Source organism: Mycolicibacterium agri (genome assembly GCF_002553505.1).
Taxonomy (GTDB): Bacteria; Actinomycetota; Actinomycetes; order Mycobacteriales; family Mycobacteriaceae; genus Mycobacterium; species Mycobacterium agri.
In genome coordinates this window covers 47676-61582 of the sequence record NZ_PDCP01000036.1, presented here as the reverse complement: position 1 = coordinate 61582, position 13907 = coordinate 47676, and the positions used below count along the sequence as shown (strand labels likewise).

Annotated in this window: 17 protein-coding genes; 11 read left to right on the top strand and 6 right to left on the bottom strand. The window is 68.7% G+C overall.

All coding sequences use genetic code 11. The annotated features are described in order from the left end of the window. Window positions 1–127: 127 nt before the first annotated feature. Both CQY20_RS19650 and CQY20_RS19645 read right to left on the bottom strand, forming a co-directional pair. Window positions 128–1048, bottom strand: a complete 921-nt coding sequence (locus tag CQY20_RS19650; protein ID WP_097941751.1) for a M56 family metallopeptidase — start codon at window positions 1046–1048, stop codon at window positions 128–130. A 14-nt stretch (window positions 1049–1062) separates the two neighbouring features. Next, entirely contained in the window at window positions 1063–1479 is a 417-nt protein-coding gene (locus CQY20_RS19645; RefSeq protein ID WP_097941750.1) for a BlaI/MecI/CopY family transcriptional regulator, read from the bottom strand. A 209-nt stretch (window positions 1480–1688) separates the two neighbouring features. Here CQY20_RS19645 and CQY20_RS19640 point away from each other — a divergent pair, with 209 nt between their 5' ends. After that, entirely contained in the window at window positions 1689–2468 is a 780-nt protein-coding gene (locus CQY20_RS19640; RefSeq protein WP_097941765.1) for an iron reductase, read from the top strand. Window positions 2469–2680: 212 nt separating this feature from the next. Here CQY20_RS19640 and CQY20_RS19635 read toward each other — a convergent pair whose 3' ends face one another. Further along, window positions 2681–3055: a rhodanese-like domain-containing protein gene (locus CQY20_RS19635; RefSeq protein ID WP_097941764.1), complete on the bottom strand. Its 375-nt coding sequence runs from the start codon at window positions 3053–3055 to the stop codon at window positions 2681–2683. Window positions 3056–3117: 62 nt separating this feature from the next. Here CQY20_RS19635 and CQY20_RS19630 point away from each other — a divergent pair, with 62 nt between their 5' ends. Genes CQY20_RS19630 through CQY20_RS19600 form a run of 7 tightly spaced genes read left to right on the top strand, consistent with a single transcriptional unit; the run spans window position 3118 to window position 7894 of the window. Then, on the top strand, window positions 3118–3522 hold the full coding sequence (locus tag CQY20_RS19630; RefSeq protein WP_163701274.1) for a PaaI family thioesterase: 405 nt from the start codon (window positions 3118–3120) through the stop codon (window positions 3520–3522). A 54-nt stretch (window positions 3523–3576) separates the two neighbouring features. Next, a complete protein-coding gene (locus CQY20_RS19625; RefSeq protein WP_097941748.1) occupies window positions 3577–3879 on the top strand; it encodes an urease subunit gamma in 303 nt (100 codons plus the stop codon). A 5-nt stretch (window positions 3880–3884) separates the two neighbouring features. Continuing rightward, window positions 3885–4199 carry an urease subunit beta gene (locus tag CQY20_RS19620; protein WP_097941763.1) on the top strand — a complete coding sequence of 105 codons (315 nt, stop codon included), beginning with the start codon at window positions 3885–3887 and terminating at the stop codon, window positions 4197–4199. After that, entirely contained in the window at window positions 4196–5917 is a 1722-nt protein-coding gene (locus tag CQY20_RS19615) for an urease subunit alpha (RefSeq protein WP_097941747.1), read from the top strand. The genes CQY20_RS19620 and CQY20_RS19615 overlap by 4 nt, the downstream gene beginning before the upstream one ends. Further along, the gene (locus CQY20_RS19610; RefSeq protein ID WP_097941746.1) at window positions 5917–6552 is read left to right on the top strand and encodes an urease accessory protein UreF; all 636 of its coding nucleotides are present in this window, start codon (window positions 5917–5919) and stop codon (window positions 6550–6552) included. The genes CQY20_RS19615 and CQY20_RS19610 overlap by 1 nt, the downstream gene beginning before the upstream one ends. 29 nt (window positions 6553–6581) lie before the next feature. Continuing rightward, complete coding sequence (gene ureG / locus CQY20_RS19605) at window positions 6582–7277, top strand: urease accessory protein UreG (protein ID WP_097941745.1); 696 nt, start codon at window positions 6582–6584, stop codon at window positions 7275–7277. Then, window positions 7259–7894: an urease accessory protein UreD gene (locus CQY20_RS19600; RefSeq protein ID WP_097941744.1), complete on the top strand. Its 636-nt coding sequence runs from the start codon at window positions 7259–7261 to the stop codon at window positions 7892–7894. The genes ureG and CQY20_RS19600 overlap by 19 nt, the downstream gene beginning before the upstream one ends. Window positions 7895–7896: 2 nt before the next feature. Here the strand turns inward: CQY20_RS19600 and CQY20_RS19595 are convergent, their stop codons facing one another. The 3 genes from CQY20_RS19595 to CQY20_RS19585 all read right to left on the bottom strand — a co-directional run bounded on the left by CQY20_RS19595 (window position 7897) and on the right by CQY20_RS19585 (window position 11050). Further along, on the bottom strand, window positions 7897–9267 hold the full coding sequence (locus CQY20_RS19595; RefSeq protein WP_097941762.1) for a type II NADH:quinone oxidoreductase Ndh: 1371 nt from the start codon (window positions 9265–9267) through the stop codon (window positions 7897–7899). A 108-nt stretch (window positions 9268–9375) separates the two neighbouring features. After that, window positions 9376–10299: an LLM class F420-dependent oxidoreductase gene (locus tag CQY20_RS19590; protein ID WP_097941761.1), complete on the bottom strand. Its 924-nt coding sequence runs from the start codon at window positions 10297–10299 to the stop codon at window positions 9376–9378. Between the two features lie 76 nt (window positions 10300–10375). Beyond that, the gene (locus tag CQY20_RS19585; RefSeq protein ID WP_174814722.1) at window positions 10376–11050 is read right to left on the bottom strand and encodes an SDR family oxidoreductase; all 675 of its coding nucleotides are present in this window, start codon (window positions 11048–11050) and stop codon (window positions 10376–10378) included. 157 nt (window positions 11051–11207) lie between these two features. On the opposite strand from CQY20_RS19585, the gene modA reads away from it, so the two are divergent. From modA to CQY20_RS19570, 3 genes are read left to right on the top strand one after another with little or no spacing between them, the layout of a single operon-like run. Beyond that, entirely contained in the window at window positions 11208–11963 is a 756-nt protein-coding gene (gene modA, locus CQY20_RS19580; RefSeq protein ID WP_234816322.1) for a molybdate ABC transporter substrate-binding protein, read from the top strand. Next, on the top strand, window positions 11960–12742 hold the full coding sequence (locus CQY20_RS19575) for an ABC transporter permease (protein WP_097941742.1): 783 nt from the start codon (window positions 11960–11962) through the stop codon (window positions 12740–12742). The genes modA and CQY20_RS19575 overlap by 4 nt, the downstream gene beginning before the upstream one ends. Then, window positions 12739–13848: a sulfate/molybdate ABC transporter ATP-binding protein gene (locus CQY20_RS19570; RefSeq protein WP_097941741.1), complete on the top strand. Its 1110-nt coding sequence runs from the start codon at window positions 12739–12741 to the stop codon at window positions 13846–13848. The genes CQY20_RS19575 and CQY20_RS19570 overlap by 4 nt, the downstream gene beginning before the upstream one ends. Window positions 13849–13907: the final 59 nt, after the last annotated feature.

Below are 13907 nucleotides of genomic sequence, written 5' to 3'. Positions count from 1 at the left end.
CCGCCAACCCGGTCACACCGATCTGAGCAGAGCCGCTAGTGGATTCAGACGAGCTCACAGACACAGCCTTTCGTTGTTTTGTTGTGGCGCTTGATTTTTCCGCTTGATGTCGATGCGAAGCGCCGGCCTATGCGATGAACAGCCGATGGAGTTCGGTCAGCCACGGCACGGCCAGTGCGACGGTCGGCATGACCAGCACGGCCGCCGCGGCGGCGTAGGCCGTGATCGCGACGGGAATGCTGTTGCCTGCTCCGCCGAGGCGGCGCACCCGCACCACGGTGGTCGGCCCGCCTGCCGCGAGCGCACCGGCGGGTGTCCGTCCCGTCGCGCAGGTGACCAACGCGCGGGCCAGGGGAGTGGGACCGGTGGCGCGCACCGCGGCGTCGTCGGCGAGCATTTCGATGAGCAGGCGTACCGCGTCGAGCGCGCTGCCGCTGCGCACGAACCGCGGGAATGCGGCGTGCACCGCGGTGAACATCTCCAGCACCAGGTCGTGGCGGGCGCGCAGATGCGCGCGCTCGTGCGACAGGATCGCGGTGACTTCGTTGTCCGCCAACGTCTTCAGCGTGCCTTCGCTGACCACGACCCTGCTGCGCACCCCGGGCAGGCAGTAGGCCAACGGCTCCGGAACGTCCAGCACACGCACGCCCCGGTCCTGGGCCTTGCCGACGAGGTCGACGACCATGCGGTGGTGCGCCCTGCGGCGTCGCGTCGCGATCGCGACCTGCACCACCGCGAGCATCAGCCTGGCGCCGATCAGCAGCGTGACCGCGAGGACCAGGACATAGGCCGTCCACACCGGCCAGCCGAGTACGGCTATCTCACTGGTGATCGTCGCCGTCGGCCTGCCGTCGGGTCCGGGCACAAACAGCCTGCTGGCGATCGCGATGCCGGCGCTGAACGCCGACAGCACGGCCGCCAACGCGATGGACTGCCAGAGGACGATGGCGGCGCGTGGCGCCCGCATGGGCCACGTCGCGCGGGCGAGCAAGGCGGGGACGGGTCCGGCCAGCAGCAGCGCGACGAGAGTGAAGGCCAAGGCGGACACGCTGTCAGTCTCTCTCAGGAGGACGTCGAACCGCCAGCAGATGGGGGCATTTGATGCTTTGCTTCCAGCTCGGCCAGCGCCCGCCGCAGCGCCGCGGCCTCGTCAGCGCCGACCCTTTCGACGAAGTGCACCAGCGCAGCCTCTCGGCTTCCGGAGTCGGCGGCCTGGTCCAGCGCATCGACCATCAGCCCGGCCACGAGTTCGTCGCGCCCATGCGTCGGCGCGTACCGGTGGGCCCGGTCGTCGCGATGCTGCACTACCAAATTCTTCTTTGCCAGCCGCTGCAGCACCGTCATGATCGTCGTGTAGGCCAGATCACGCTCGGCCGACAGCGCCTCATGCACTTGCCGCACGGTCTGAGGTTCGCGCGAGGACCACAGGTGGTCCATCACGGCGCGCTCGAGGTCGCCTAGACGCGTCATCTTGGCCATATTTCGTTCATCCTCACAGGGTCTCAATCAAGGGTACTACGCCGGTACTACCGCGTGTCGTATGCAAATCGGCGTCCTCACTTCCGCAGCGTCCGCCGCACCGCTGAGCGCACCGTCACCGCCCACTTGTGAGACCGGTCACACGGGCTAGCGACGATCGACATGGCCGTGGCTATAGTAAGGCTAACCTAAGTTATGGGGAGGTGTTGATGTCCGTCGTGGTGGACGACCCGCTCATCGCGGGAATGTCAATCGCCCGCACGCTGCCATTGCACGAGTCCAGTCGACGGCTGCGCGAGCTGTATCCGGAGTGCCCGCGCGTGTATGGCGTCGCGGTGATGTCGGACCTGACCCGCAGGAGATGGTGGCCGCTGGCCGAGGCGCTCACCACCGACCGGATGCGTGACATGTTCCAGATCGCCGCGCTGGAGATGGACAATCCGTTGGCCGCCGCACAACAACTCGCCGCCACCATGGCCCACGTCGTCGTCGGTCGGGTGATTCCGCTCATCGTGCTGGAGGGCCGCGCGTGGGACACCGGCCTGGAGAACCTGTGGGTGCACGTCGACTCCGAGGGTTCGATCGACTGGGTCGGCGTCGTCGACCCGACGCTGCGGGCGCTGCCCGACGACCCGTTCTTCGCCGATCGCGGCGACGCCGGCGTCGCGGATTTCGCACGCGACGGCATGGTGCGGCTGCCCAACGAGGCCGCGCTGGCGACGTGGGTCGCACACCGCAGTCACCGGGCGCTCGGGCCGCTGTTCGCCAGGCTTTCCGAGATCAGCGGCGGTGCGATCTCGCAATCGTCGATGTGGCACATGGTCGGCTCGGCGGTGGTGGGGGCCGCCACGCAGATCCCGCTGCTGGCCCGCTCGAGCGAGCTGACCAGCATGCGCCGGGCGCAGGCGGTGCTCGATGCGCTGGTGGGTTTCGGGCTGCCGGTGCGCGGCGAATCTCGGTTCCGCGACAGGAAGGCCTTGCTAAATTAGGGCAGCCTTGCCTATTCTCATAGCCAGATCCAACCGGACCGAGCCGGAGTCCTGAGGGCTGCAGAGACACCCCGGTCCACCCGAGGGCGGGTCCCGCGCCATGTGTGCGGGGCCCGCCCACTACTTTGTGCCGATTCGTGAAATTCACGACGGATTGACGGTCGAAACCGTCGCCAAATTCACTCACGAGCGAGGCTTCGACTACCTCTCGATTACCTCTCGACTTCGCCGCCGCTGTCCGCCCAGTCCTTGAAGCCGCCGAGGTTGTAGACCTCCTCGTAGCCCATTTCCTTGAGCGCCTGACCGGACAAGGCAGCGCGCCCGCCGGATGCGCAGTAGAGGATCACCGGCCTATCTCTGGAGAAGTTCTGGTCGTAGTAGGGCGAATCCGGGTCGGCGCGAAACTCCACCATGCCGCGCGGGACATGGACCGCGCCGGCGACCTTGCCGGTCTGCTCGACCTCCGGGTTGTCGCGCACATCGACGACGAGTGCGCCCTCGGCGATCTTCTGGCGGGCCTCTTCCGGCGTGATACGCGGCACGACGGCGTTGGCTTCGGCGACGAGATCCTTGACACTCTTCGGCATGCCGCCGACCGTACGCGCGGGCCGGTGCAGGCGGGAGAAGTTCACCGTGTAAACACATGTGCGTGTCAACTGCGCCGCCCCAGAACCTCGGCAAGGGCTTCGACAGCGAGATCGGCCTGCGCTACATCGACGTCACACCCGACGGCGGACGCGCCGAACTGGACATCCACGAGAAGCTGCTGCAGCCGTGGGGCATCGTGCACGGCGGCGTGTACTGCTCGGTGATCGAAAGCCTCGCCAGCGTGTCGGGCCACGTCTGGCTGTCCGATAACGGTGGCGGCACCGTCGTCGGCGTCAACAACAACACCGACTTCCTGCGGGCGATCTCCTCGGGCACGGTGACCGCGGTGTCGACGCCGATCCACCGGGGCCGCCGCCAGCAGCTGTGGCTGATCACCATCACCGACGAGCGGGACCGGATGGTCGCGCGCGGCCAGGTGCGGCTGCAGAACATCCCGCCGGAGTAGGTCCCGCGGCGTGTGTGCTGCGGAGTTGCGCGACCCGTGGCAGCATCCCCAACTATGCGTCTGACCCCGCACGAACAGGATCGACTGCTGATTTCGTATGCGGCCGAGCTTGCCCGGCGCCGTCGGGCCCGCGGCTTGCGGCTCAATCACCCCGAAGCGGTTGCGGTGCTGACCGACCATCTGCTCGAAGGGGCCCGCGACGGCCGTACCGTCGCGGAGTTGATGGTCAGCGGCCGCGAGGTGCTCAGCCGCGACGACGTCATGGAGGGTGTCCCCGAAATGCTGCACGACGTGCAGGTAGAGGCGACTTTTCCCGACGGCACCAAACTCGTCACCGTCCACCATCCGATCCCGTGAGCCGCATGATCCCCGGCGAAATCTCTTACGGCACAGGCAATATCACGATCAACGAGGGTGCGCCGCGCGTTCAGCTGGACGTGGTCAACACCGGCGACAGGCCAGTGCAGGTGGGCAGCCATGTGCACTTCGCACAGGCCAACGCCGCCCTGTCGTTCGACCGCAACGCGGCCCGCGGCCATCGACTCGACGTCCCGGCAGGAACCGCTGTGCGCTTCGAACCCGGTGTCGCTCAACGGGTTGCGGTGGTTCCCCTACAGGGGTCTCGTGAAGTGCACGGCATCACCCGCAACGCGCCTGGCCGGCTGGACGCCTCATGACCGAAATTTCGCGGGACCGCTACGCGGCGCTGTTCGGCCCGACCACCGGCGACCGCGTCCGGCTGGCCGACACCGACTTGTTCGTCGAGATCACCGAGGACCGCAGCGGGGGACCGGGACTCGCCGGCGACGAGGCCGTCTTCGGTGGCGGCAAGGTGCTGCGCGAGTCGATGGGCCAGGGCAGGGTCACCAGGGCCGACGGCGCACCCGACACCGTCATCACCGGCGCGGTCATCATCGACCACTGGGGAATCATCAAGGCCGACATCGGGATTCGCGACGGCCACATCACCGCGATCGGCAAGGCAGGCAATCCCGACATCATGTCGGACGTCCACCCCGACCTCGTTGTCGGTCCGTCGACCGAGATCATCGCGGGCAACGGCCGGCTGCTGACCGCAGGCGGCATCGACTGCCACGTGCACCTGATCTGCCCGCAGATCATGGACGAAGCGCTCGGCGGCGGCATCACCACCGTCATCGGCGGCGGCACCGGCCCCGCCGAGGGCAGCAAGGCCACCACCGTGACGCCGGGCGCCTGGCATCTGGCCCGCATGCTGGAGTCGCTGGACAGCTGGCCGATGAACATCGCGCTGCTCGGCAAGGGCAATACCGTCAGCGCCGACGCGATGTGGGAGCAATTGCGCGGCGGCGCTTCGGGTTTCAAGCTGCACGAGGACTGGGGCTCGACGCCTGCGGCGATCGACGCGTGCCTGACCGTGGCCGACGCCTCCGGCGTGCAGGTGGCGCTGCACTCCGACACGCTCAACGAGGCCGGCTTCGTCGAGGACACCATCGCCGCGATCGCGGGCCGCTCGATTCACGCCTATCACACCGAGGGCGCCGGCGGCGGACATGCGCCCGACATCATCACCATCGCCGCCGAAGGCCATGTGCTGCCCAGTTCGACGAACCCGACGCGCCCTCACACCGTCAACACCCTCGACGAGCACCTCGACATGCTGATGGTGTGCCACCACCTCAACCCCAGCGTCCCAGAGGATCTCGCGTTCGCCGAAAGCCGCATCCGGCCGTCGACGATCGCCGCCGAGGACCTGCTGCACGACATCGGCGCGATCTCGATGATCGGCAGCGACGCCCAGGCGATGGGCCGCATCGGCGAGGTGGTGCTGCGCACCTGGCAGACCGCGCACGTGATGAAGCGGCGCCGCGGCGCGCTTGCAGGTGACGGCGAAGCCGACAACAACCGGGTCCGCCGATACGTCGCGAAATACACCATCTGCCCGGCGATCGCGCACGGCCTCGACCGGGAGATCGGCTCGGTGGAGGTCGGCAAGCTGGCCGACCTGGTGCTGTGGGAGCCCGCGTTCTTCGGCGTGCGCCCGCACGCGGTGATCAAGGGGGGCATGATCGCGTGGGCGGCCATGGGCGACGCGAACGCGTCCATCCCGACGCCGCAGCCCGTGCTGCCCCGGCCGATGTACGGGGCGGCGCCCGCCGCGGCCGCGGCCACCTCGGTGCATTTCGTTGCGCCGCAGGCGATCGAGGACGGATTGGCCGAACGGCTGGCGGTCAACCGCCGCCTGGTCCCCGTCGCCGACGTCCGCAAGGTCGGCAAGGCTGACATGCCGCTCAACGACGCGACCCCGCGCATCGAGGTCGAACCGGACACGTTCACGGTGCGCATCGACGGCGAGGTCTGGCAGGAGCAGCCCGCCGCCGAACTGCCCATGGCACAACGATATTTCCTGTTCTGATGGCCACCCTGACGACGCTGCTCGCGCTGGCCGACTCCCGGCTGCCGACCGGCGGGCACGTGCACTCCGGCGGCGTCGAAGAGGCGATCACCAGCGGGCTCGTCGTCGACCTCACGACGCTGCGGGCGTTTCTGCGCCGCCGCATCGCCACCACCGGGCTGGTGACGGCGTCGGTGGCGGCCGCCGTGCACACCGGCGCGCTGTCGATCGCCGCCGCCGACCGCGAAACCGACGCGCGCACACCCTCTCCCGCCGCCCGGCAGGCGTCGCGGGCGCAGGGCCGCGGACTGGTCCGGCTGGCGCGGCGGGTGTGGCCCGACGCCGGCTGGGACGCGCTCGGCGGCACCCCGCATCTGGCGGTGGCGGCGGGCGTCGTCGGTGCGGCGAGCGGCATGACCGCACAGCAGACCGCGCTCTCGGTCGTCTACACGACGATGACCGGCTCGGCGACCGCCGCACAACGGCTGCTGGCGCTGGATCCGGGCGACGTGGCGGCATTGACGTTCGAACTCGCCGCTGGGTGCGACGCGACCGCAGAGCTGGCCACCAAGGAACTCGCCGACCTGTCCGATCCGCTGCTCGACGCGCTGGCTGAGCGCCACAGCGCGCGCGGGCGACCCCTGTTCGTCTCCTGAAAGTCTCCTGGAAGGCCGAAACCGACACCATGCCACCACATTTCATCGACGGTCAGCCGCACCGCCATCCGCCCGACCGGCCGAAGCGCACACGCACGCCGGGGGAGCCGCTTCGCATCGGCGTCGGCGGCCCGGTCGGATCGGGTAAGACCGCTCTGGTGGCCGCGCTGTGCCGCGAACTGCGCGACGACCTGTCGCTCGCGGTGCTGACCAACGACATCTACACCACCGAGGACGCCGACTTCCTGCGCAGGCACGCGGTGCTGCCCGACGACCGGATCGCCGCGGTGCAGACCGGCGGCTGCCCGCACACCGCGATCCGCGACGACATCACCGCCAACCTGGACGCGATCGAGGATCTGATCGCCGCCCACGACCGACTCGATCTGATCCTGGTGGAGTCCGGCGGCGACAACCTGACCGCGACGTTCTCCTCCGGGCTGGTCGACGTGCAGATCTTCGTCGTCGACGTCGCGGGCGGGGACAAGGTGCCCCGCAAGGGCGGACCCGGGGTCACCTACTCGGACCTGCTCGTAGTCAACAAGACCGACCTGGCGCCGCTGGTCGGCGCCGACCTCGACGTGATGCGCCGCGACGCCGCGGCCGTCCGCGCCGGCCGTCCGACGGTGCTGATCTCGCTGGCCGACGACCCGACGGCGGGGCCAGTGCAGTCGTGGGTGCGCGAACAACTGCGGGTGGCCGAGGCATGCATTCCGACGTCCTGATCGTCGCACGGGCGGGCCTGTGGCCGCGGTTGGAGTGTGCCGGCGGCATCGCGGCCCGCGCGACCGAAACCGACACGATTCACCTCGTGTCCACCGCGGCCACGCCGCTCGGCGGCGACACGATCGTGGTGCGTGTCGTCGTCGAACCGGGCGCCCGGCTGCGGGTGCGCACGGCTGCGGCGACGGTGGCGCTGCCCGGCCGCGGCACCGCCGAGTCCACCGCGCACTGGCATCTGGAGGTGGCAGGGACGCTCGACGTCGACACGGAACCGACCGTCGTCGCCGGCGGGTCGCGGCACACATCGTCAACGCGGCTGTCGATCACCGGGGCCGGGCGTGTCCGGTTGCGCGAACGCGTGCAGATCGGCAGAACCGATGAGCGCCAAGGCTTTTGGTCCGGCATACTGCACGCCGACGTGGACGGCGCTGCGCTGCTGCGCCACCGCGTCGAGCTCGGCGACGGCACCGTGGCCCACGACGAGCTCGGGGCACCGCTGGCCTGTGTCAGCGAGTTGCGCTATCCGGACGCCCACGCCGATGCGCCCGGCTGTGTGCTGGAACTGGCGCACGGCGGCTGCCTGGCCACGTGGCAGGGCGACCGCCTGGGCGCGGCCTAGCGCTAACTGGCGGCTTTTTCGCCCTCGACGGCGGCGGCGATCTCCTCGAGTTCCTCCAGCCGGATGCGGGCGTAGGCCTGCTGCTCGGTGATGGTCAGCTGGCCGCGCCGGTTGGCGACGAATGTGGCGAACCAGGAGATCAGCGTCGTCAGTTTGCGGCGGAAACCGACCAGATAGATCAGGTGCAGGAACAGCCACGCCAGCCACGCGATGTAGCCGCCGAACTCCAGCGGGCCGATCTTGGCGACCGCGCTGTTGCGCGAGATCGTGGCCATCGAGCCCTTGTCGAAGTAGTCGAACGGCTCGCGCTCGAACGGATCGGCGCCGCGCAGTTCCGCCTTGATGGTGTTGGCGACGTACTTGCCGCCCTGGATCGCGCCCTGCGCCATGCCGGGGACGCCTTCGACGGCGGCCATGTCACCGATGACGAACACGTTCGGGTAGCCGGGAACCGACAGGTCGGGAAGCACTTTCACGCGGCCGGCCCGGTCCACTTCGGCGTCGGACTGGTCGGCGATCTGCTTGCCAAGCGGGCTGGCCGACACACCGGCCGACCACACCTTGCAGGCCGATTCGATGCGCCGGGTCGTGCCGTCGGGGTCCTTGACCGTGATGCCGTTGCGGTCGACGTCGGTCACCATCGCGTTGAGCTGGATCTCGACGCCCATCTTCTCCAGCCGGGCCTGCGCCTTCTTGCCGAGCTTCTCGCCCATCGGCGGCAGCACCGACGGCGCGGCGTCGAGCAGGATCACCCGCGCCTTCGTCGAGTCGATGGCCCGGAACGCGCCCTTGAGCGTGTGGTCGGCGAGTTCGGCGATCTGACCGGCCATCTCGACGCCGGTCGGTCCCGCGCCGACGACGACGAAGGTCAGCAGCTTCTCGCGCCGCATGGGGTCGTTGGACCGCTCGGCCTGTTCGAACGCGCCGAGGATGCGGCCGCGCAGCTCCAGCGCGTCGTCGATGGACTTCATGCCCGGCGCCCACTCGGCGAAATGATCGTTGCCGAAGTAGGACTGGCCCGCGCCCGCGGCCACGATCAGGGTGTCGTAGGGCGTGATGTAGGTGTGCCCGAGAAGCTCGGACTTCACCGTCCTGTTGGCCAGGTCGATGCCGGTGACGTCGCCGAGCAGCACCTGCGCGTTCTTCTGCTTGCGCAGAATCACCCGCGTGGCGGGCGCGATCTCACCTTCGGAGATGATGCCGGTCGCCACTTGGTACAGCAGCGGCTGGAACAGGTGATGCTGGGTGCGCGCGATCAACTTGATGTCGACGTCGGCGCGCTTGAGAGCCTTCGTCGCGGTCAAACCGCCGAAACCCGATCCGATCACCACGACTCTGTGCCGGTCGGACGGGGTCGCTCCCGGGTGGCTCATCAGCTGCTGCTCCTCGAACGGCTTCACGTTCTATTCAGCGTCTACCGTAGTCGCCCCCATCCTTGCGAGAGCACTCATACGGGTGAGATTTGCCACGTTAAAGCGTGTTTAACCCTCCAGGGCGGCTTTCAGCGCTTTGCTAGCGGCGGCGACGGCGCCGGGCTGGTGGCCGGTGAGCGGCATGTTGACGATGACGCCGTCGATGCCTTTGTCCAGCACATTGGCCTTGATCTGCTCGGTCACCCGCTCGGCGCTGCCGACGACCATGCGGCCCTTCATGGCTTCGGGGATCATGTCGTCGGTGGCCTTGTCGTCGATCACCACTGTGATCAGGGCGCTGGTCTCCAGCGTGGCGGGGTCGCGGCCGATCTCCTCGCAGGCCCGGTTCTTGGCGGCCACCTTGTCGGCCAGCTGGTCGAAGCCGGCGATGATGTTGAGGTGGTCGAACTGGCGCGCCGCCAGGGGGATGGTCTTCTTCTCGCCGCTGCCACCGATCATCAGCGGAATGCGTTCGCGGAAGCGGGGATTCGCGAGGGCTTCCTGGGTCCGGTAGTACTTGCCGGAGAACGTCGGGCGCTCACCGGAGATCATCGGCACGATGATCTCCAGCGCCTCGTAGAGCTTGTTGAACCGTTCGGTGAACGTACCGAACTCGTAGCCGAGCTGGTCGTGCTCCAGCTCGAACCAGCCGGTGCCGATGCCGAGGATGGCGCGGCCCTGGCTGATGACGTCGAGCGCGGTGATGACCTTGGCCAGCAGCGTGGGGTTGCGGTAGGTGTTGCCGGTGACCAAGGTGCCCAGCTGCAGCCGTTCGGTCGCCGTGGCCAGCGCGCCCAGCGCGGTGTAGGCCTCGAGCATCGGCTCCTCGGGCGCCCCGAGGCCGGGCAGTTGGTAGAAGTGGTCCATCAGGAACACTGAGTCGAAGCCCGCGGCCTCGGCTTCCTGCGCCTGAGAGATGACCGTCGGAAAGAGCTCGCTGACTGAAGTGCCGTAGGAGAAGTTCGGGATCTGGTAGCCGAGTTTGATCGTCACGGCGTTCACGTAACCACAGTCAAGCGGGGCGGTCACCCCGTTTAGCTTGGGGCGAACGGGGGAATAATCGCGCAGGTCAGCCGAGGTGAGCCAGGGCGCCGTTGCTGACGTGCATGGTCTGTCCCGTGATGTGCCGCGCAGCGGGCGTGCTCAGGAACAGGGCCAGCTTTGCGATCTCCGAGGCGACCGGCGCCTCGCTGCCGATGCCCGCATAACCCTCCTGGGCGCGGCGGCCCGACGCGACGGTGTTGACGGTGATGCCGCGGGTGCCGAAATGGGTGGCCTGTCCCTGGGTCCAGTTCGCGAGCGCCGCCTTGATGGCGGCGTCGGCGCTGCCGTCGCGGGGGTTTTCGGGGACGACGCTGATGATCGAGCCGCCCGAGCGCAGGTGATCGCCGACGACCTGCACCGTCAGCATCGCCGAGAGCAGCGTGGCGTCCAGGGCGTGCCGCCAGGCCGCGGCATGGTCGGCCAACGAGAACGTGCGCGGGTCGCCGGCGTCCCACATCGGGGCGGGCACGTTGACGATCGTGTCCAGGTGGTGCGGGAACAGGCTGCGGACCTGTTCGAGGCTGGCCGGGTCGGTGTTGTCGCATACGATCGCGTCGACGTCGAGCTCCTTGGCGGCGACCTCCAGGTCGTCGCGGCGGGCGCCGCTGATCACGACGCGGTGGCCTGCGTCGCGAAAGCTCTCTGCGATTGTGCGGCCCAGATCGGTGTCTCCGCCGGTGACCAGCACCTCCATCGCCATACCTCCTGTCAGCGGGGGATCCCCGCGCGTCATGGGGCGATCCGCCGACGATGTTACTGGACGGTAGCTATATGGCGAAACCCGACTCGCGTGAGGGCTATGCAGTGATTTCTCGTCGATTTCGCATCGCAATACGTCGGTGACCTAGGGTTTGGCCGTGCCGAAATCCTCCTCGTTGTCTCTCGTCCTCGCCGCTGTCCTGTTGCTGGTCGGCTGTAGCTCGTCGGAGGAGGAATCGCAGAACACGATCACCGTTTTCGCCGCCGCATCGTTGAAGGATTCGTTCACTGAGATCGGCGAGCAGTTCAAGACCGACAACCCGGACGCGTCGGTCGAGTTCAACTTCGCCGGTTCCTCCGACCTCGTCACGCAGCTGGTCCAGGGTGCCGGCGCTGAGGTGTTCGCATCCGCCGACACCAACAACATGGTCAAGGCCGAGCAGGCCGACCTCGTCGACGGCGAGCCGGTGAACTTCGCGTCCAACGTGTTGACGATCGTCACCGCACCCGGCAACCCGCAGCAGATCGCCTCGTTCGCCGATCTCACCAAGCCGGATGTGTCGGTGGTGGTGTGCGCCGCGCAGGTGCCGTGCGGTTCGGCGACCGAGAAGATCGAGGCGGCGACGGGCACCCAGCTGAACCCGGTCAGCGAGGAGTCGTCGGTGACCGACGTGCTCAACAAGGTGACCAGCGGCCAGGCCGACGCGGGCGTCGTGTACGTCACCGACGCGCGCGCCGCGGGCGACAAGGTGGCGACCGTGGAGATCGCCGAATCAGGCGCCGCCGTGAACACCTATCCCATCGCGGTGCTCAAGGACGCGCCGCAGAAGGATCTGGCGAAGAAGTTCGTCGAGACGGTGACGGGTGAGTACGGTCAAAAGGTGCTGTCCGAGGCGGGTTTCGGGAAACCTTGACGCTACCGCGGTGGATCTATCTCCCCGCGGCGGTCGGGGCACTGTTTGTTGTGGTGCCGTTGGTCGCGGTGGTCGCGAAGGTGGATTGGCCGCAGTTCTGGACGCTGATCGGTAGCGAATCCTCGCGCACCGCTTTGGTTTTGAGCCTGAAAACCGCGAGTGCCAGCACGCTGCTGTGCGTACTGTTCGGTGTTCCGCTGGCGCTGGTGCTGGCCCGCAACGACGGCCGCGCCGTGCAGTTGATGCGCTCGCTGCTGCTGCTGCCTCTCGTGCTGCCACCGGTGGTGGGCGGCATCGCGCTGCTTTACGCGTTCGGCAGGCTGGGACTGATCGGCCAGTATCTGGACGCGGCGGGTATCCGGATCGCGTTCACCACGACGGCGGTGGTGCTGGCGCAAACCTTTGTGTCGCTGCCGTTTCTGGTGATCGCGATGGAGGGCGCCGCCCGCACGGCGGGCAACGACTACGACGTGGTGGCGGCCACGCTGGGCGCCAGGCCGACGACGGTGTGGTGGCGGGTGTCGCTGCCGCTGCTGGCGCCCGGTCTCGCCTCGGGGGCGGTGCTGGCGTTCGCCCGCTCGCTCGGCGAATTCGGGGCGACGCTGACCTTCGCGGGTTCGCGTGAAGGTGTCACCAGGACGCTGCCGCTGGAGATCTACCTGCAGCGCGAAACCGACGCCGACGCGGCCGTCGCGTTGTCGGTGTTGTTGGTCGCGGTCGCGGCCGTCGTGGTGTTCGGGTTGGGCGCGCGCCGACTGCGATCGGGCAGCGTGACATGACCGACCTGTATCTGCGTGCCGTCGTCGAGCGGCGGGGGATCGACGTCGAATTCGACGTCGCCGCAGGCGAAGTGCTGGCCCTTCTCGGGCCCAACGGCGCGGGCAAGACCACCGCGCTGCATGTGATCGCGGGCCTGCTGCGACCGGATCGCGGCGTTGTGCGGCTCGGCGAGCGTGTGCTGACCGACACCGATGCCGGCGTGTTCGTCGCAACCCACGCGCGCCGGGTCGGGTTGCTGCTGCAGGCGGCGCTGCTGTTTCCGCATTTGAGCGTCGCCGCCAACGTGGCTTTCGCGCCGCGCAGCGGACACGGCAAGCGCCCGCGCCGGCAAGCCCGCGCCGCGGCCGCGCAGTGGCTCGCCCAGGTCGACGCCGCCGACCTCGCCGACCGCAAGCCGCGCGAGCTGTCCGGCGGGCAGGCGCAGCGGGTGGCGCTGGCGCGTGCGCTGGCGGCCGAGCCGCTCGCGTTGCTGCTCGACGAGCCGCTGGCAGGCCTTGACGTGAACGCCGCAACAGCGATGCGAAAGGTGTTGCGGGAGACGCTGACTCGCGACGGCCGATCGGCGGTGCTGATCACTCACGACCTGGTCGATGTGCTGACCCTGGCCGACCGCGTCGCCATCCTGGAGGCCGGGAGAATCGTCGAAAGCGGTACCACGGCAGCGGTTCTGGCCGCACCGCGCAGCCACTTCGGCGCGCGGTTCGCTGGGGTGAATCTGGTCAGTGGCACCGCAGGGCCGGACGGCACGCTGACCACCGAGTGGGGCGCGAGCTGGCACGGCACGGCGGCCGCCGATGTGGTGGCGGGCCGGCCCGCCGTCGCGGTGTTCCGCCCGGCGGCCGTCGCCGTCTACCGCGACAAACCGCACGGCAGCGCGCGCAACACTGTCGAGCTGGTGGTGGCCGAACTGGACAGCAGCGGGCCCGCCATCCGGGTGCGCAGCGACCGCCAGCCCGACGGCGCGCCCGGCCTGGCGGCCGATATCACCGCCGAGTCGGTCGCTGAACTACGGTTGGCGCCGGGGGAGCGGGTCTACTTCTCGGTGAAGGCCCAAGAGATCAGTGTCCATCCGGCCGTAACGGCGCGCGGGGAGGCGCCGACGTAATTGGCGACAACCTCGCGCCGCCGCGCGGGGACTCTGTCATGCCAGCAATTTGCCGTATA